The 19,301-nt window shown below is 48.3% G+C and carries 16 protein-coding genes and 1 riboswitch; of the genes, 10 read left to right on the forward strand and 6 right to left on the reverse strand.

Going from position 1 to position 19,301, the window contains the following annotated elements; all coding sequences use genetic code 11:
• Positions 1 to 3: 3 nt before the first annotated feature.
• Positions 4 to 141: riboswitch (cyclic di-AMP (ydaO/yuaA leader) on the reverse strand.
• 260 nt (positions 142 to 401) lie between these two features.
• Positions 402 to 1,244 (reverse strand): hypothetical protein, encoded by an 843-nt coding sequence (locus AC3WQ3_RS27230; RefSeq protein WP_492474203.1) that lies wholly within the window; start codon positions 1,242 to 1,244, stop codon positions 402 to 404.
• A gap of 10 nt (positions 1,245 to 1,254) precedes the next feature.
• Entirely contained in the window at positions 1,255 to 3,246 is a 1,992-nt protein-coding gene (locus AC3WQ3_RS27235) for a M1 family metallopeptidase (protein ID WP_492474204.1), read from the reverse strand.
• Between the two features lie 101 nt (positions 3,247 to 3,347).
• Between AC3WQ3_RS27235 and AC3WQ3_RS27240 the strand changes: the two genes are divergently transcribed.
• Complete coding sequence (locus AC3WQ3_RS27240) at positions 3,348 to 3,851, forward strand: YwhD family protein (RefSeq protein WP_095293467.1); 504 nt, start codon at positions 3,348 to 3,350, stop codon at positions 3,849 to 3,851.
• A gap of 183 nt (positions 3,852 to 4,034) precedes the next feature.
• On the opposite strand, the gene AC3WQ3_RS27245 is transcribed toward AC3WQ3_RS27240, so the two are convergent.
• The gene (locus AC3WQ3_RS27245; protein WP_492474205.1) at positions 4,035 to 6,113 is read right to left on the reverse strand and encodes a transglycosylase domain-containing protein; all 2,079 of its coding nucleotides are present in this window, start codon (positions 6,111 to 6,113) and stop codon (positions 4,035 to 4,037) included.
• 413 nt (positions 6,114 to 6,526) lie between these two features.
• On the opposite strand from AC3WQ3_RS27245, the gene speE reads away from it, so the two are divergent.
• Complete coding sequence (speE, locus tag AC3WQ3_RS27250; RefSeq protein WP_336784388.1) at positions 6,527 to 7,354, forward strand: polyamine aminopropyltransferase; 828 nt, start codon at positions 6,527 to 6,529, stop codon at positions 7,352 to 7,354.
• A gap of 14 nt (positions 7,355 to 7,368) precedes the next feature.
• A complete protein-coding gene (gene speB, locus AC3WQ3_RS27255) occupies positions 7,369 to 8,238 on the forward strand; it encodes an agmatinase (RefSeq protein ID WP_492474206.1) in 870 nt (289 codons plus the stop codon).
• 389 nt (positions 8,239 to 8,627) lie between these two features.
• Here speB and AC3WQ3_RS27260 read toward each other — a convergent pair whose 3' ends face one another.
• On the reverse strand, positions 8,628 to 8,759 hold the full coding sequence (locus tag AC3WQ3_RS27260) for a hypothetical protein (protein ID WP_260504323.1): 132 nt from the start codon (positions 8,757 to 8,759) through the stop codon (positions 8,628 to 8,630).
• 280 nt (positions 8,760 to 9,039) lie between these two features.
• Here AC3WQ3_RS27260 and AC3WQ3_RS27265 point away from each other — a divergent pair, with 280 nt between their 5' ends.
• The 5 genes from AC3WQ3_RS27265 (at position 9,040) to argS (ending at position 14,594) form a co-directional block, all read left to right on the forward strand.
• Positions 9,040 to 10,251, forward strand: a complete 1,212-nt coding sequence (locus AC3WQ3_RS27265; protein WP_492474207.1) for a WD40/YVTN/BNR-like repeat-containing protein — start codon at positions 9,040 to 9,042, stop codon at positions 10,249 to 10,251.
• Between the two features lie 195 nt (positions 10,252 to 10,446).
• Complete coding sequence (locus AC3WQ3_RS27270; RefSeq protein WP_336784385.1) at positions 10,447 to 11,928, forward strand: alpha-N-arabinofuranosidase; 1,482 nt, start codon at positions 10,447 to 10,449, stop codon at positions 11,926 to 11,928.
• A gap of 4 nt (positions 11,929 to 11,932) precedes the next feature.
• A complete protein-coding gene (locus AC3WQ3_RS27275; RefSeq protein ID WP_154896991.1) occupies positions 11,933 to 12,232 on the forward strand; it encodes a DUF6171 family protein in 300 nt (99 codons plus the stop codon).
• 260 nt (positions 12,233 to 12,492) lie between these two features.
• Positions 12,493 to 12,918, forward strand: a complete 426-nt coding sequence (locus AC3WQ3_RS27280; protein WP_095293474.1) for a YwiB family protein — start codon at positions 12,493 to 12,495, stop codon at positions 12,916 to 12,918.
• Positions 12,915 to 14,594: an arginine--tRNA ligase gene (gene argS / locus AC3WQ3_RS27285; RefSeq protein WP_154896990.1), complete on the forward strand. Its 1,680-nt coding sequence runs from the start codon at positions 12,915 to 12,917 to the stop codon at positions 14,592 to 14,594. Before AC3WQ3_RS27280 ends, argS begins: the two co-directional genes overlap by 4 nt.
• Here argS and AC3WQ3_RS27290 read toward each other — a convergent pair.
• Both AC3WQ3_RS27290 and AC3WQ3_RS27295 read right to left on the reverse strand, forming a co-directional pair.
• Entirely contained in the window at positions 14,498 to 14,812 is a 315-nt protein-coding gene (locus tag AC3WQ3_RS27290) for a hypothetical protein (protein ID WP_492474208.1), read from the reverse strand. The two genes, argS and AC3WQ3_RS27290, sit on opposite strands and share 97 nt — an antisense overlap.
• Positions 14,812 to 15,966 carry a S8 family peptidase gene (locus AC3WQ3_RS27295; protein WP_492474209.1) on the reverse strand — a complete coding sequence of 385 codons (1,155 nt, stop codon included), beginning with the start codon at positions 15,964 to 15,966 and terminating at the stop codon, positions 14,812 to 14,814. The genes AC3WQ3_RS27290 and AC3WQ3_RS27295 overlap by 1 nt, the downstream gene beginning before the upstream one ends.
• A gap of 427 nt (positions 15,967 to 16,393) precedes the next feature.
• Between AC3WQ3_RS27295 and rpoE the strand changes: the two genes are divergently transcribed.
• Positions 16,394 to 16,966, forward strand: coding sequence for a DNA-directed RNA polymerase subunit delta (rpoE, locus tag AC3WQ3_RS27300; RefSeq protein WP_153976472.1), 573 nt, complete (start codon positions 16,394 to 16,396; stop codon positions 16,964 to 16,966).
• A 490-nt stretch (positions 16,967 to 17,456) separates the two neighbouring features.
• Positions 17,457 to 19,061: a CTP synthase gene (gene pyrG, locus AC3WQ3_RS27305; protein WP_095293479.1), complete on the forward strand. Its 1,605-nt coding sequence runs from the start codon at positions 17,457 to 17,459 to the stop codon at positions 19,059 to 19,061.
• Positions 19,062 to 19,301: the final 240 nt, after the last annotated feature.

Here is a 19,301-nt window from a genome sequence, read left to right on the forward strand (position 1 = left end):
GAGATATACCCCTTCCAACGCCTGCGAGGTTAGCTTAAGGATTCGGTTGAAGGTCCCCTATGATCCCTCTGTAGCAAGATCAATTCACCCATAACTGGTTCCCCCGCTTCCCAGGTGCCAGGAATTTGGCTATGCTAGTTGTGCACCTGCGAAATCAAGAAATGACGATTTAATTTTAAGTAGTTACAATTCATAAGGTAAAGATTACAAAGTTGTTACTAAAAACTCACTGCGATTATTGTAACAGAGGAGTAAGCCTTTGGCAACGTTTAACAAGAAAATTAGCAAAAAAAACCTCGACCTTTGACGGGGAAAGGTCGGGGTTTGCGTTTGTGAAGCGTTAACATTGACATAAGTTTACATGAAGATGGTAACAATTTTCGTGCGGTTCATTACACTTTTTAACCTTTGGAGGACTTGGACTGCCACAGACGGAAATGAGCGCATATCTTCCATATATCCAACAAACATCTGGCGAGCGGATAGGTTTGTTGCAGGATCAGACCCATGAGACCTGTCAGGAACCACGAAGCAGATGTGAAGGCACCGAAGATGAGCAGATGAATTCCTCCCAGAACCACTGCGATACCAATGAGAGAAATGATATGACGCAAAGCGAGCAATAGACCGAGAAATGTACCTTTTACCCCGCCCTGATCCTCGGGAGCTGTAGCGCCAAACTGCATATATAACAAAGCATGATGTATGATCCATCCATATACAATCCATCCGGCTACATATGGAATGCCTGGCAGCAGCAGCTGCAGCGAGTGGAATCCATCCAGAAAGATACTATACAGCTTGGGGATCAACCAGTAAGCAGGCAGCAGCAATAATAGCGTTTTAATGAAATGAAGAAGCATCATCGGTTTCCACACTGCCTTGATCCCACGTATAAAAGGAATACGTTCTTCTGTATGATTGAAGTGTTGTAATGAATAGAGTAGCCCTGCCTGGATGAGAGGGGTAATCAGCATGCGGAGCAGGAGCATGGCCCCAAGTATCCATAAATAGCGATGCACCTCGGGATGGGTAGACAGACTGAGCTGGCTTTCCATTTTAAATAAAATGGTACTCAGCTCCCCGGCGTCAGGGTCCGGATAGCGCAGCAGCAAGGGAATGACTGCCGATTGCACCATTTTATAGATGAAGTAACCCCACACCAGCTGATAGAGAAACAAAAGTGCCACAATGAACATATGCTGACGGACGAGAAACCAGCCCTCACGTATTTTTGCTTTCACTGTCTCCACCTCACCATGACAGACCTCCGAATATAGCTTCAATAAGCTTGGTTACACTCATGCTCCAGCGGAACTTGGATGGTTCATCCAGATCGGCTTTCAAAAAGTTATTCATATGACGGTTCTCCAGCACAACGGTATATAACGGATCGGTCATGGCCCAGGATACAGGCGAGCTGTACGTTAACTTGTACGTAATTTGACCGTTACTACCATCCCATTCCTTGGCGACGATGTGTCCATCTTCAAAAACGATGCGAACGGGTACCTTCTCGTAGTCGCTGCCTTTCTTTACTAATGTTACCGATGATTCATACAACGTTTGACCGTCTTTCTCAACAGGCTTGACCTGGATATTCTCCACTGCGAAGTCGGCCATTCCGTCTTCATATACGTATTGATTAAAATAATCAGACCAGGACTTACGGGTCACTTGCTCCACGACCTTTTGGAAATCGGCCGAAGTGGGATGTTTGAATCGATATTTTTTGACATAAGTTGAAAGAATGCGTTCCATCGTTTTAGCGCCTACTTGTTGTTCGATGCCCAGCAGCACAAGCTTGCCCCTTGTGTAAACATTGGCTGCGTAATGATTCTGCGAATCAAACTTCCAGGACTCCTGAGTGAGTGAGGCAGGCGAAGTAATTAAGCCGGATTGAACGGGAAGATTCGGAATAAGTCCGTATTCCTGCTCCATCAGTTTGTCTTCTGCGTAAGAGGTGAACCCTTCATCCAGCCAGGCTTCTTCAAATTCATTGCTGGCAACCATACCATAGAAGTACTGATGGCCGATCTCGTGTACAACCGTGCGTTCCAGATCGTAGCCTGGTGTAGTGTCGTCCGCGCCGAAGGCTGTAACTAAGGTAGGATACTCCATGCCGCCTGCTCCATTGCCTGTTTTTGGTGGGACAACGATAGAGAGCGTGGAATACGGATACGGACCAAACCACTTGCTGTAATTCGAAAGAGCTGCTTTGGCCGCATAGAAGTAACGTTCCTTCAGATCCTGGTGGGCAGGGTCCAGATAGAGCTTGATTCGTACACCTGGCACGTTGGGAGTGGAGAAGGGTTCTTCTGCATAAACAAAGTCAGGTGAGGCTGCCCAAGCGAAGTCATGTACATCGTCAGCATAGAATTGATAGATCTTCTCGCCATTTTTAATTACAGCCTGCTTCGTTGGAAACCCGGTCGCGGCAACCTTGTATGTTTCCGGTACCCGAATACGCACACTATAGATGCCAAAATCCGCATAAAACTCGGAATTGCCGTGGTACTGATGCAGATTCCATCCCTCTGCCGTACGTCCTCGCGTGCCTGCAGGCTCGTATACACTGATTTTGGGGAACCATTGGCCCGCCATAACGAAGTTTTCAGCAGTTCCCATACGGGCAAAGATTTTGGGCAGCTTGACCTCAAACCGGGTGTGCAGTGTAATGGTTTCTCCGCCCTTGACCGGCTTGGGTAATCTCACTTTTATGAGCGTTTTGTCTTTCATGTTTCCGTCATCCGGCTGTACATACTGCATCCGGTGCAGGAGGGAAAGCCCGTCCTCTGTTTTCATCTCCGTAATATTCATGGAGCCGTAACCGTCCGTTGGCATCACATCACCGCGAAGCTTTCCGCCGGATTCCTTCATAAATGTGGTGTCAGTAGAAGAGAATGCATTGGGGTATAGGTGGAAGTAAATTTCGCTGACTGTTTTTTTACCCGGATGAGTCCAGGTCAGCGTCTGCGTTCCCTCCAAAACATTGCCGTCTACCAGCTTCACATCCATGTGATATTCCACCACGCGGTTGCTGAACACCTCAGCAGTAGGTGTCTGTACACTTTCTGGAGGTGCCGGAGTTTGGACCTTTGCCGGAGGCTTGCCCAATTCCGGGGCGAGCGTTGGCAAGTCGGATGTCGTAGAACGAGTGTGATCCAGAGTGATCCATATGGCTCCGGTAAACACACACAGGGCCAGAATTGCAGTAAGCCAGCTCTTGGCGCGTAGTGGAATCATCGTTAAATACCTCCCGTTGACAAGCATCTACAGCATGTATATGTTTGCAATGGGGCGATTATTAGTTAAAATATTTGTATCAACCCTTGGAGGCTATAACTATGGATCAAAACGAGCAAAACGGCAAAAAACAGATTGCCTTGAATATCGTAAGTGCCAAGAGCAAACATAAAGGTTTCGGTGCAGGCTCCATTGATCTGAACAACCTGTCGCCGGTTATTATTGATAATGGCGAGGCAAAGATTGATATTGGTGCCATGCATGCAAAGAGCAAGGTAGAACGTGGAATTAAGTTTTCGACGAATCGGGAAGATGTACCTAACGGTCGCCAGGTATGGCTGGTTTGGGTAGCTGTGGACCGCACGGAACAGGGACAGTTATATGGCGGAGCAACAGCGTGCGAGATGTGGATTGATACCGAGGCGAAACGAGGATGGAAGCTGCTGGCTGACCATGTAAACCGGATGGATTATGCAATGAAGCGCCGCTTCATGCTGGATGAGCTCGGACCAGAGGATCGTGCAGCTCTCAAGAAGCTGTTGATTACACACAATGAAGAGTGGTGGAACGCTTCTCCGGATGAACTAAAAGAAGCACTTTCCTGATAAAAGCCTTGTATGCTGTATCCTTTAAAAGGAGCATGAAAAGCCCCGCAACCGAAATGATCGGTTCGGGGCTTTTGCTTTACAAGTGGGAAGAGGATTAGAAATAGTGAACAAGACTGACCTGCAGAAAGAACCTGAAGCCGGTCAATCACAGTGACGCAATTAAGTCATTACGTAGTTGCGTCATTCTACCCACCAACGTTTAAAGTCTCTCCACCACGAATGCTTTTCTTCCTGGATTCCTTCTTGATTCTGTACCTCACGACTTCCTTCATTCTTTTTGGGATCCGTATTCTCCGTTGCCCCGCTGCAGGTTTCTGTCGGTTCAGTACCGTCAATGAAAACCTCAAGCCGTTTCTCTTCACAGCCATTACCCGCCAGTTTTCCGGACTCGGGATCAATATATACACTGACCACATGATCGGGAACAGGGAAGATCTTAGGCGGCACACTTGCAAGTGCCTGTTCTGTAAATTGGGCAAACATCGGTGCTGCGCGGCGTCCATCCGACGTGGAGATGGCTTTGCCCTGATCATAACCGACCCATACTGCGGTAGAGAGTTCGGGGGTGAAGCCAACCATCCAGGCATCCGTATTGGTCGTACCGGTTTTGCCTGCTACGGGGCGCTTAATCGTTGTAGCTACCCGATTCCCTGTACCACCATTTTCGAACACACTTTCCATTAAACGTGTCAGTACATATGCGGCGGCAGGTTCTACCACATTTTCGGCCTTGGTTTGTGGTGCTTCATAGATTACACGTCCTGCTGCATCCGTCACCTGCAGAATGGCGACAGGAGGCATCCGTTGTCCGCCTGCAGCGATGACGGAGAAGGCCGAAGCCATTTCTAGTGGGCTCACGGGTGAGGTGCCCAAGGCGAGAGAAGGGACAGCACTGAGATTGCTTGTAATCCCCAGACTTTTGGCCATATCCACGACCTGCTCAGGCCCGATCTGCATAATTGTATTGACCGCATAGATATTGTCTGAAGCGGCAATTGCCTGCCTTAGATCAATTTCCCCCAGATACTTGTCGCCGAAATTGCCCGGTTTATAGGTCTTGCGATCATTGTCATAGTGAAACAGGGTTGGTTCGCTATTGAAGATAGAGGCGCTTGTCAGCTCTTTGGACTCCAGTGCAGCCAGATACATAATAGGCTTAAATGCAGATCCTGGCTGGCGTGTCGTCGCCAGAACATGGTTGATCTGATTGTTCCGGTAGTTTTTGCCGCCTACCATAGCCTTGATATAGCCTGTACGAGGGTCTATGGACACGAGAGCTGTCTCCAGTTCACTGCTCGGATCCATGCCTTTGGCTACAGCGTCTTCAGCTGCCTTTTGCACACGCAGATCCAGAGTGGTGTATATATTTAGTCCTCCATGGTCCAGCATGGCTTCAGTAATGCCCAGCTCCTTGACCGCAAGGCTGCGAATGTAATCCCGGAAATAAGGTGCGCTTTCTACTGTTTTGCGTTCACTTTCCGGTTTAAAAGACAGCATTTCCTCATAAGCCTTGTCCGCCTCGGCTTTTGTTATCTTGCCGATATCAACCATGGCGGCCAGTACGATTTTCTGCCGATCCTTCGCGTTCTTCATATGGTTATATGGAGAATAGTAGGTGGGGCCTTTTGGAATGCCTGCGAGCATGGCGCTTTCCGCCAAATCGAGCTGTTTGGCTGATTTGCCGAAATACATGCGCGAAGCTGCTTCGATTCCGTATGCACCATGACCATAATAGATTTCATTGAGATACATTTGCAGAATTTCATCTTTGCTGTATTTCATTTCAAGCTGTGCCGTGTACATGGCCTCTTTGGCCTTGCGAGTCCAGGTCTTCTCATGGGAAAGATATAGATTTCGCGCAAGCTGTTGTGTGAGGGTGCTGGCACCTTGGGACATTTCCATATGCTGCAGGTTAACGAGCACGGCCCGTCCCACCCCTTGAATGTCAAAACCATAATGGTCATAGAATTTTCGATCCTCGACAGCCAGAGTGGCAGTGACCAGGTCTTTTGAGATGTCCTGAAGCTGCACAGGCACGGAATCCTTGCCGCCTGCAGAGAAGGTGGCAATGACTTCGCCTTGGCTATCCAGCAGCCTTGAGTTGCGATCCGAATCAGCTAGGGGTAGGCTGGTCGCATATAGATAGACCAATCCTGCAGTCGTTGCAATAACGCCGAGAACAGCGAGCAGAGAGAGGCTTTTGATCCATTTTAATAAACGGAACCCGCGTTTGCGGGTTTTCTGGCGATGTTGAGTCATGGAACGGGCTCCTTTCTTCTTTTCTTCCCAGTATGGGATTTCATGGACAGGGATATTCAGTCTGCCGCGGAACAGTTTAAAATGTAGCATTTCTGCAGAAAAAACCGTTTTGCAGGATAAACATCTATCGCGTATAATGCAAAAGGGTAATGAAAAGTAGCAGTTCGGCACAACATACAAAAAGGCACAGAAAGACGAACAGCACCAATTGTCATTGATTCGTTGATCGGTCAGACGCTTAGCACGCTGTGGTCAATTTAATCTATATAATGAAGTGAACGCGGACCTTTCCCGCAGCCAGCAACCCTAATGCTTTGGCGCCGAACGCTGGGCGTGCTTGTGCGAACCGGGCGGCGTGCAGCGCCATGCTTGATATGGCTGATCAATAACTTTACGGAAAGAAGGTAGAGATCATGGAATTGTGGTTCACGGAGAAACAGACCCCGGCATTCGGGATTACCGCGAAGATTAAGCAGACATATGTAAGCGAGAAGACGGACTTTCAGGACTTGGCCATGGTAGAAACCGAGGAATTCGGTAACATGCTGCTGCTTGACGGTATGGTGATGACAACTGTGAAAGACGAGTTCGTATATCACGAGATGGCGGCTCACCCTGCCCTGAATACTCACCCGAATCCGAAAAAAGTTTTGGTTGTTGGTGGTGGTGACGGCGGCGTTATCCGTGAAGTCATCAAACACGCTGCAGTAGAAAAAGCAATTCTCGTCGAAATCGACGGTAAAGTTATTGAGTATTCCAAAAAATATTTGCCTGAAATTGCCGGTAAACTGGACGAGCCTAATGTTGAAGTGCTCGTGAATGACGGCTATATGCATATTATTGAACATAAAAATGAGTACGATGTAATCATCGTGGATTCCACGGAGCCTGTAGGTCCTGCTGCACCACTGTTTGAGCGTGGTTTTTATCAAGGGATCCATGAAGCACTGAAAGAGGATGGCATCTTTGTTGCACAAACCGACAACCCTTGGTTCAAAGCAGACCTGATTCAAAAGGTGAACAAGGATGTGAAAGAAATCTTCCCCATTGTACATGTATACGGCTGTAACATTCCAACGTACCCAAGCGGTCTGTGGACATTCACAATGGGCAGCAAGAAACATGATCCACTTCAAGTGGATGAGACTCAAATTCCAGAGATGGACACCAAATATTACTCACCACGTTTGCATAAGGCAGCCTTTGTACTTCCTAAATTCGTGGAAGACTTAACGAAATAAAGGGGAAATCATTAATGAAATTGGATCAAGCTTATTCTGGTAACGTATTTATTTGCAGTTCCGAGGATTATGAGAATTCCAAAGCGGTCATCTACGGAATGCCAATGGACTATACTGTCAGCTTCCGTCCGGGTTCCCGATTCGGTCCTTCTCATATCCGCCAAGCCTCGGTTGGACTTGAAGAATACAGCCCGTACCTCGACAAGAGTATTGTCGATATGACCTACTTTGACGCTGGAGATCTGCTCTTGCCTTTCGGTAACGCAGGACGCAGCCTTGAAGTGATCAACGAGTATATCGGCAGCCTGCTGGCTGATGACAAATTCCCGATCGGTCTTGGCGGGGAGCATCTGGTCACTTGGCCAGTGATCCAACAAATGTACAAGAAATATCCGGACCTCATCCTGATTCATATTGATGCACATGCAGACCTTCGTGAAAGCTATGAAGGTGAGCCGTTGTCCCACTCGACGCCAGTACGCAAAGCAGCTGAGCTGATGGGCGGCAAAAATATTTATCAATTCGGAATCCGTTCCGGCTCCCGTGAAGAGTTCCAGTATGGCCGGGATAACATTAACTTCTACCCGTTTGAAGTCGCAGCTCCAATGAAGGAAGCTCTTCCCAAAATGGGCAATCGTCCAGTGTATGTGACCATTGATATCGATGTGCTTGATCCATCGGCTGCTCCAGGAACAGGTACAGCGGAAGCGGGCGGCATCACGTCCAAAGAACTGCTTGAAGCCGTCCACATGATTGCCGGATCGGATGTAAATGTAGTTGGCTGTGACCTGGTTGAGGTAGCGCCAATCTATGATCCAACACAACAGACACAGATTGTAGCTGCTAAGCTGATCCGTGAGATGCTGCTTGGCTTCGTGAAGTAATAACCTGAATAATGGTGAGAACATAACACTCTCTTTCTGCGCGGATCCAATTTTGCGTAGGGGAGGGTGTTTTCGTTATCAGGACACTTGTAAAGGATGCTCCACCATCCTGTTTTAGCGAGTCGAATATTTGATTGGGTGGTGTTCACTTCATTGAACCTCGGCCCACGACTATGTTATACTGTCTACAACGTAATAGGTAATATATCAAATTATTGATGTATTACATCAGGGAAGTATATGGTGGTCTGGTTCGGCCATACACTATAAAAAGAGTCCTTGTCGTTGGTAGCGACAAAGACTCTGAGGACCAGAAGGGCTGTGGACTGCCACGGCGTGCATTAAATTTCATAGCTTAGTTCAAGCGAAACCCACCGTCAGGCTCCAACCTATGAGGTGGGTTTTCGCTTGTTACGAAACTTTTTACGCAACCACCGGTATAGCCTTCGTACACTCAGTACCAGACTGAGAATCGCAGCAATCCACCGGATCACATCAAGCAACGCCACAAGCTTGACCATCGACGTCACCCCCTCTCGGGAAGCTGCGCCGTGGTCATGAAAACATCCACCGTAATTCAGAGTCCTTAACATCAATTATAGCACGTATGTTCGCATGACTCTACCATTTATTGCATACCATGAATGCCTCGCTCCATACGTTTACGAACGACCACCCTTATCTACAAGATCCCAATCGTAGGTAAAGGTGGCTTTTTTATTGCAGTAATGTCATTGGTGATAGACCAATTGTTACCTTAGAACGTGCAAATTCGGGTAAAACATAGAAGGAGGTGTCGCGATGACAATAAAGAGTGCGATCACATGGAAACGGATTGGGACATTGGCATTATCCTTAACGCTGGCCTGGGGATTGGGGCCAGTATATGCACAGTCCGGTGTAAGTGCTGCTGCAGCCTCATCCACTTGTGGAAGTGGAGATCATGGATTGTCTGCTACATTGAAGAAAGGCAGCGGTGTAGAAGACCAGCATCTGCAGTTTACAGACATTGATTTCCTGAACAACACAACGGGTCGTGCTGCTGGGGAGGGGTTCCTGATTGGCACCTCGAATGCGGGTTGTACGTGGCAATCCATCTATACTGGACAATGGCAGTTCATGCAGATTGATTTTCCGAATAACGTAAATGGATTTGCCTTAGCGCATATGATGAATTCTGCCAAGACGTATCTTATTCGTACGACAGATGGGGGATCACACTGGAACCGACTTGATACCCCTGGCATGCAGTTCAAGCGAATTGATTTTAAAAATAAAAACGAAGGTTACGGCTACACCTATAATGGCGCGTATCGGACACAGGACGGCGGATTAAGCTGGATTAAAATCCATACCCCCGCAAATACGAGATCGGTGGCTTTCGCTACAAATAAACAAGGCTATGCTGTACAAGTTGTACCGAGCTCGGGATATCAGCTGCTCCGAACAACAGATGGGGGGAAGAACTGGACAACCTCTCTCAAAGTCGCTTCGGCTACATGGAATGGGGCAGATCTATATGCAAACGGGAAGCAGGTATGGGCTGTCCTGTATGGTGATGCAGGCATGTCTCAACAATCATATTCCCTATATGCAAGCGGGAATGAAGGCAGAAGCTGGAGGCAGGTTTTTACTCAGTCGACAGCAGGCGGAGGCCCTGCACCGGGTGGCAGCAATATCGGTAAAGGAAAGGGCCCGGCAGACCCAGGGGGCCATCCTGGGAACATGTCGCTAATCGGTGACCAGGCAGCTTATCTCTCAGGTGGATCTCCTGCTGCTGGTAAAGTGGGTATTGGGCGTTCGTATGATGCAGGTTCCACATGGGAAAATATCGATCTGAAGGATCCGGGTTATAGCTCGCGGATCTCATTCCCATCAGCCCAAACAGGCTGGCTCGTTGTAACAAGTGACAACTCACCTGCCGTCTATCAAACGACAGATGGGGAACTTCTTGGGTACAAAAAATGTTGTTACCTTCAGAGCGGGATTAAATGGTACTTTAATTTGAAATAACAATCAACCAAATTCATTAGTGGAAACGAAAAAAAACCATTTCGTAGCTCTATGTTCATTCTGCCCAAAAAACAAGCCCTTTCCAGAGTAATTATGCTGGTAAAGGGCTTGTTTTTGTAAAAATAAAAACGGTTGAAACCTGTTTGAAAACAAGTTATTGTAAGCGATAACAACACATTTTGGGAGGTTGAAATCATGGTTGGTGTTACTTTAAAGGCGAATTCAGATCAAGGATTAATAAATCGCAATATATACGGTCACTTTTCTGAACATTTGGGACGTTGTATTTACGAAGGGATTTGGGTAGGGGAAGATTCACCTATACCGAATACGGAAGGGATACGCAATGACGTGCTGGCGGCACTGCAGAAGCTGAATATTCCGGTACTTCGCTGGCCGGGTGGTTGTTTTGCTGATGAATATCACTGGAAGGATGGCGTAGGTCCAAAAAGTGAACGCGCACGCATGATTAATACGAACTGGGGCGGCGTGGAAGAGAATAACCATTTTGGAACACATGAATTCCTAAGATTATGTGAGCTGTTAGGAACAGAACCATATATCAGCGGCAATGTGGGTAGCGGAACCGTCCATGAAATGCAGCAGTGGGTCGAATACATTACGTTTGACGGGGAATCTCCCATGGCCAACTGGCGCAAGGATAATGGTAGGGATAAGCCATGGAAACTGACTTACTTTGGTGTGGGTAATGAAAACTGGGGATGTGGAGGTAACATGCGTGCCGAGTATTACGCGGATGAGTATCGTCGGTATGCTACATATGTACGTAATTATTCTGATAATCAGATCTATAAGATTGCCTGCGGGCCCAACGAGGACAACTACCACTGGACAGAAGTATTGATGCGTGAAGCGGGACAGCACATGAACGGCTTAAGCCTTCATTATTATACATTGCCGACGGGAGTGTGGAATGATAAGGGCGAATCTACCGGATTTGATGATCAAGCCTGGTTCCAGACCCTGAAGCGTACATTGCGCATGGAAGAATTGATCGTGAAGCATTCCGAGATTATGGATAAATATGACCCGGATGGCAAGGTGGGACTTATTATTGATGAATGGGGAACCTGGTACAACGTCGAGCCAGGGACGAATCCGGGATTCCTCTATCAGCAAAACACAATGCGGGATGCCCTGGTGGCTGGCATTAACCTGAACCTGTTCAATCGCTACAATAAACGGGTGCAAATGGCCAATTTGGCACAGATCGTTAATGTACTGCAGGCTTTGGTCCTGACAGAAGGCGAGCGTATGCTGCTCACCCCAACATATCATGTGTTTGATATGTATCAGGTTCATATGGATGCACAGCGGTTGGAGCTGAACTATGAGAGCCCTGGATATACGCTTGGTGAAGATACCATTCCTCAGCTTAGCTTGTCCGCTTCCCGCAGTAAGGACGGCGTGATTCATGTAACGGCATGCAATCTCAGTCACACAGATGAACTGGAAGTGGTATGCCAGCTTGAGGCTGCGGAATCTTCTTCCGTATCTGGTCGAATTCTGCATCATGCCGATTTTGGTGCATTCAATACATTTGAAGATCCGAGCAAGGTTGAGCCGACCGATTGGAAGGGTGTTACCCTGGTTAATCAGGAGTTGCGTTTTGTCCTGCCGCCTGCATCTGTAGGGGTACTTGCAATCCAGGAGTAATGCGATGAGCACATCTGATTCAAGTCATTTTGGGGCTAAGCAGGAGTCATGTAAGGGATGCAGTGATCAACATGCTGTCAACATCAGTGATTCCAAAATGGCCCGATTGGTGGAGATTGCCTCGCGTTCGCGCCCTGTCGTTCAGGATGAGGAATATAAGAGGCGATTATCCACATGTGCAGACTGCCCAGGACTGCAATATGGCACTACCTGCCGCTATTGCGGCTGTCTGGTCCAGGTTCGTGCCAAGCTGGTAGAATCAATCTGCCCGTTCCCTTATGAATCCAGGTGGTCGAACCTTTAACGTTTGATTTCATTATAATGTAACTAAGCAGGGCTGCACTTTTAGGGTGTAGCTCTGCTTTTTTTGATGATATGGGACAAAAACTCTGAATTTGGATTTGAATTGAGCGGGTGAACTGGATATAGTTATACAGTAGAGTGTAGGATAGAGAGCTATCCGGTCATATTAGCGCGTATAGCGGTACTCGAATTCGGGAAGGGCTGTTCTCACCGGTCCTGCCCGATTTTGCGCCGCCTCGAATATATTGGAGGTTAACATTCATGTCGAACATGCGACCGGTTCAGATCCGGCTGCACAGCCGTTATGAAGGCGAAGATGTGCTGCAGGAAATGAAGGGTGAAGCCGTGTTGAAGGGTTCTGTGCTCTACGTTCGTTACGAAGAGCCGCAGGCTGGACCTGAGGGCGGTATTACTCGAACAACATTGAAGCTTGGTGGACAATCCCTCAAGATTATACGCCATGGTGAGGTGGAATCGGAGCAAACGTTTGAAATGAATCGCAAGCTCCCAGGTTTTTACCGATCACCTTACATGTCATTTACCCTGTCCACGCATACACATAAGCTGGACCTTTCCATACAGGGATTGAGCGCACGCGCAGCGTGGAGCTATGACTTTTACCGCTTTGACGAAGAAGCCGGACATTTTGAGATCAGTTTGCACATACAGGAGGAACCAATTTCATGACACGTAATCCACTAGATACGATTAACGAACGGGTAAGTACCGCGATCGGCAATGCTGTTGTTGCTGCCGGACTCGTTACGCAAGAGGAACTGCCAGCCATCACACTTGAAGTGCCGCGTGACAAGTCGCACGGGGATTTGGCGACCAATGCAGCCATGCAGCTGACCAAGATTGCCAAGCGCAATCCACGCCAGATTGCAGAAGAGATCATTGCGAATCTGAACCTTGTGGAAGCTGGAATCGAGAAGGCAGAGATTGCCGGACCAGGATTTATCAACTTCAAATTGGACAAGAGCTACCTTTACCCGGTGCTTGAACTTGTTCATGAACAAGGTGAGAACTACGGACGGATCAATGTCGGCGAAGGGCGCAAGGTCGAGATGGAGTTTGTCAGTGCGAATCCGACAGGCAGCTTGCATCTGGGACATGCCCGTGGAGCGGCCGTGGGTGATGCGCTCTGCAACATCCTTGATTATGCCGGGTATGACGTAACACGTGAATACTACATTAATGATGCGGGCAACCAGGTGTTTAACCTGGCACGTTCCATTGAAGCACGCTATTTGCAGGAGCTCGGTCAGGATGCCGAGATGCCGGAAGATGGTTACCACGGCGAGGATATCAAAGGATTTGCCAAGGAGCTGGTAGCCGAAAAGGGAGACAGCTTGCTGTCGATGCATCCAGGTGATCGTGCTGCTTATTTCCGTGACTATGGTCTGGAGAAAGAGCTCGATAAAATCAAGCGCGACCTGAATCGCTTCCGCGTTAACTTCGACATCTGGTTCAGCGAGACTTCCTTGTACGACAATGGGGAAGTGCTTCGTGTCCTTGACGAATTGCGTGATCGTGACGAAATTTACGAAAAAGACGGAGCAACTTGGCTGAAAACCATGCAATATGGTGACGACAAAGAACGTGTATTGATCAAAAATGATGGCACGTACACGTACCTGACGCCGGATATTGCATATCACCGTGACAAGTATTCCCGTGGATATGACACGATGATCAACATTTGGGGAGCTGACCACCATGGATATATTCCACGGATGAAAGCAGCAATGCAGGCACTGGGTAATGACCCAACCAAGCTGGTGGTATTGATTGCACAGATGGTGAGCTTGTTCCAGAATGGCGAAAAAGTGAAGATGTCGAAGCGTACCGGTAAAGCGGTAACGATGGAAGATCTGATGGATGAAGTGGGTATTGATGCGATCCGCTACTTCTTCACGATGCGCAGCATGGATTCCCATCTGGACTTTGATATGGATCTCGCGATTTCGACGTCCAATGAGAACCCGGTATTCTATGTACAATATGCACATGCCCGCGTGTGCAGCGTATACCGTCAGGCTGAAGAGCAGGGTATTGAGCTGCTTCCGCTGGCACAGATTGACCTGTCCAAGCTGAATACGGAACATGAATTCGATCTTCTTCGCAAAATGGGCGAGCTGCCTGAAGAGATTGCCGCAGCAGCTACCGGATATGCGCCTCATCGCATGATCCGTTATGTATATGAGCTGGCTTCATTGTTCCACAGCTACTATCGTGCTGAACGCGTCATTACCGAAGACGCGGGTCAAACCCAAGCGCGTCTGGCGCTGATCGGTGCTGTTCGCACCGTCATCGCGACAGCGCTCCGTCTGGTAGGCGTATCCGCACCAGACAAAATGTAAACCGTAAGGCCAAGCATCGCAGCAGCGGCTTGGCCCATGGCAAAAAGTCTCCATGCATCACGCCTGCTATGCAGCGTGGACATGGAGACTTTTTTTGCTGTGCCCGGTGCTCCATCCCGCCAAGGCTTGGCGGACCAGCCGGGCACCGAGCCAGCCAGCCTGCCAAAGGCTGCTGCTGGCAAGACCCCAGGGGCAGCGGCAAAACGCAGCTGCCCCATCACCCGCCGCCCTCCTGCATCAGCCGGAGTGCGTCAATCTCGCCACCGCGCACTTTGCTCTTCGCGGTGGTGGACTTGCGTGCGCGCAGCGGAACGGTTGCGCGCTTGACCAGCGCCTTGATCTCGCTGGGCGAGAGACCCGGATGCTTCGCGAGCAGCAGCGCAATAGCGCCGCTCACATGGGACGTAGCCATGGATGTGCCACTCATCTCATGATGTTTGCCCTGCACCCAGGAAGAGATGATCTTGTCGCCAGGGGCATAGACATCCACATATGCACCGCGGTTGCTGAAGGACGCAATCCGCCGATTTTTGTCGGTGGCTCCCACCGAAATGGTCTGCGGATAACGTGCAGGATAATCGATGCTGCGGCGTTTGCCGTCATTTCCTGACGAAGCGACAATGACGATGCCAGCCTGATGTGCACGGTTAACCACATCAAGGAGTGCCTTGCTGCGGGTTTTCATGCCGAAACTCATATTGATGATATCGACACGGTTACGCACACACCAATCGATGCCCAGTACAATGTCAGAGACATAGGCGGAACCGTTATGGTCAAATGCCTTGACCGGATAGATCAGGGAACGCGGAGCTACGCCAATCATGCCTTCCGTGCTATTCGCTGCGGCGATCGTTCCGGCAATATGGGTACCATGACCGTTGTCGTCATGAGGAAGCAGACTGCGGTTTAACAGGTTGATCCCGCGAGTCAGGGAGTACCTGAGATCAGGGTGGTGATAATCGGCACCTGTATCGATCACGCCAATTTTGATCCGGTGTCCTGTGGAGACAGACCATACTTTCGGTGCACGAATCTGCTTCACTCCCCATGGAACCCCTTGAGCTGTGGCCGGCTTGTTGTGAAGTGCTGTTGCATGAAGGGAGATTTGCATATCTTCCTCTACAGTAATCTCATCACGGTATGGATCCAGAACCTCCGGACAATGGATCGGAGCGATAATGGAGCGGGCCAGCCGTGAGGATCGTACCACGCTAAGATGAGTATGCTCATTCCGCATCCGCGAGAGCTCAAGCAGACAGGCTTCATACTGTCCAGGTTTGGCGAACCGGATCAGATATCGCCCTGCCTGTTCCGGTTCAGGACGTTGCATTCCTTCAACTAATTGATGCAAAAAACCAGTATAGTCCATTATGGGCTGCCCCCTTCGGGATGAACATGCTGAGGTATTCTATGAATGCGTTCATCCCGCCGCATGGGGAACTTGCCCTTTTTTTACAAAAAGACGTTCTCTCCGTGTCAAAACGGGCGCAGGGACATATGATGGATGGAGGGCTAGAGGGCTCTTGCGGGGACCCTGGCGAGGAGCGATCCTTCAGGGGTATACAGTCAGAAGGCGGAGGGGACTCCGTCTTTTTCATTTTTCGCTAACTTTTACAGAATCGACATATTTGCAAACGGGAAGCACAGCACCTTGAATTTATATCAAATGCCTACATAAAAACTTGCTTTTTACCGCTAAATAGGTTTTACTTAGGTTTGTTAATGGATATGTTATACGTAACAGTCCAGCTCGTAGGGATATAAAGTGAATTATGTGTGAGAGGAAGTGTCTGTCAGTGAGTACCTCGCTCAATTTGAAAATTGATAAAGAGAAGGTAAGAGAGATTCCTTTGGTTGACCTTGCCTTTATGGTGCTGAAAGCGGCCAATACGCCGTACTACTACCGTGATTTGATGAATGAGGTAGCGAAGCAGCGCGGAATGACTGATGAAGAAATCAACGAGTTTATTGCCCAGCTATATACCGAGATCAATATCGATGGCCGTTTTGCCTGCGTCGGTACAAGTCTTTGGGGATTGAAACGCTGGTATCCAGTAGGTGGAACAGAAGACTCCATGACGGGTGCGAAGCGTCCGCGCATCATCAACGATGAAGACGATGATCTGGAAGATGAGGACTTTGGCGAAGAGGAAGACAGCTACAACAGTGACGAAGACTTCGACAATGCCGATGACGATCAAGATGATGATGACGATGATGACGATGACGATGACGACATCTTTGATGAAGATGACAGCGATGAAGAAGTTCTGGTTGAAGATGATGATTTGGATGACGAAGACCTCGATGAAGACGATGAAGATGAGTCCGAAGACGAGGATGATTTTGACGACGATTCCGATAAGTAACCGTCATTTTTGACGTCGATAATTTACCCGTTTTCCCCAGATAGTCAGCCTTGACAGCGAACGGGGTAACGGGTAAACTATTGCATGGGCTTATGAATGAGCGAGAATATATTTATGTTTTTTATAAAAAGTGCCCCGTCCTGCGGGAGTACTTTTTTTTGTATTTTTAGAGGCAGAATATTGCAAAATGATTGATTTCCGCACGCTCCCGGCCAAACATCCGTGGCCCATTTTTTGTATATAAAAAAACGTCGACAAGAGATGGTTTGATGCCATCTTGGGGACAGGCATGGATGTTTGGCTTTCGGAAAATTTGCACCATTCTTAGCTGTAGAACAAGGTTTGCAAACGGTCTTCGCACAAAAGAGCAGTACGCAGATGCAGGGAATTTCTGCCATTGCTCTTTTTAACGATGATTACCTGGGAAACGGGTTACGATAACACCATATATCGCCTGAATTTCTGCATTTATATTAGGAGGGTAATAACAGTGACAAAGTATATTTTCGTGACGGGCGGAGTTGTGTCCTCCCTGGGTAAAGGGATCACGGCTGCCTCGTTGGGCAGACTGCTGAAAAACAGAGGTCTCAAGGTAACTATTCAAAAATTTGACCCATACATCAACATTGACCCGGGAACAATGAGTCCTTATCAGCACGGTGAGGTTTTTGTAACGGATGATGGCGCGGAAACGGATTTGGACCTTGGTCACTATGAACGTTTTATCGATATCAACCTCTCCAAAAACAGCAACGTCACGACGGGTAAAGTGTATTCCTCCGTTATTAGCAAAGAGCGGCGCGGAGAATACCTCGGCGGCACAGTACAAGTGATTCCGCACATTACGAACGAGATCAAGGAGCGCGTATTCCGCGCTGGACGTGAAGCAGGTTCGGATGTTGTTATTACAGAGATCGGCGGAACTGTAGGCGATATCGAGAGCTTGCCTTTCCTGGAAGCTATTCGTCAGATCAAGAGTGATGTTGGCCGTGACAACGTAATGTATATCCATGTAACGCTGATTCCTTACATCAAGGCAGCTGGTGAAGTGAAAACAAAACCAACCCAGCACAGCGTGAAAGAATTGCGCAGTATCGGTATTCAGCCAAATGTGATTGTATGCCGTACAGAGTACGAGCTGTCCAAAGACATGAAAGCCAAAATCGCTCTCTTCTGTGACATTGATGAAAATGCCGTAGTTGAATGTCGCGATGCAAGCACGTTGTATGAAGTACCTTTGAACCTGCGTGAAGAAGGTTTGGATGAAATCGTGGTAAATCACCTGAAGCTGACCACTCCTGCACCGGATATGAGCGAGTGGGAAGGGCTGGTTGACCGCATCAGCAAATTGCAGCGTACCGTTGAGATTGCCATTGTTGGTAAATATGTAGCACTGCACGATGCTTATCTGAGTGTTGTTGAATCCCTGTCTCATGCAGGATTTGCATCCAATGCAGATGTGAAGATTCGCTGGATCCATTCCGAAGATATTACAGACGAGAACGTAGGCGACCTGCTGCATGGTGTTGGTGGTATCCTTGTTCCGGGTGGTTTCGGAGATCGTGGTATTGAAGGTAAAGTGTCAGCGATCCGTTATGCCCGTGAGAAAAACATTCCATTCTTCGGTATTTGCCTGGGTATGCAGGTTTCCGTAATCGAATATGCACGTTCCATTGTGGGTCTGAATGGTGCGAACAGCTCCGAGATTAACCCGGCTACCGAATTCCCGGTAATCGACCTGCTGCCAGAACAAAAAGATATCGAAAATCTGGGCGGTACAATGCGTCTGGGTCTATATCCTTGTAAGCTGCAAGAAGGTTCTTTGGCTATGGCATGTTATGATGACGAGTTGGTATATGAGAGACACCGTCACCGGTATGAGTTCAACAATGAGTACCGTGAAGCGATTGAAAAAGCAGGTCTGGTCATCTCCGGTACATCTCCGGATGGCCGTTTGGTTGAGATCGTGGAACTTCCGGGACACCCATGGTTCCTGGCTGTACAATTCCATCCGGAATTTACATCCCGTCCGAACCGTCCACAGCCATTGTTCCGTGAATTCGTAAAAGCTTCTTTGGAAAATGCAGAAAAATAATATCAAATTTACCCTATAATGTAGAGGGGTGTTTGCCGAGTGGCCTGTGTTTGCAGGCTGGTGCGGTGAGCACCTCTTTTTTGTTTCGGCAATAGCTCCCATGCAAGTGTGACAAGGATAAAATGTTTGCTGTAATTTGTACGTGGGGCAGGATTTTAATGGGAAGGGTAGAATACTTATCATGACGACTATGGGATAGTTATCCAGATTCGGAGAAATACATGCTTTCCTAAATCCAGG

Source organism: Paenibacillus sp. FW104-T2 (assembly GCF_058789975.1).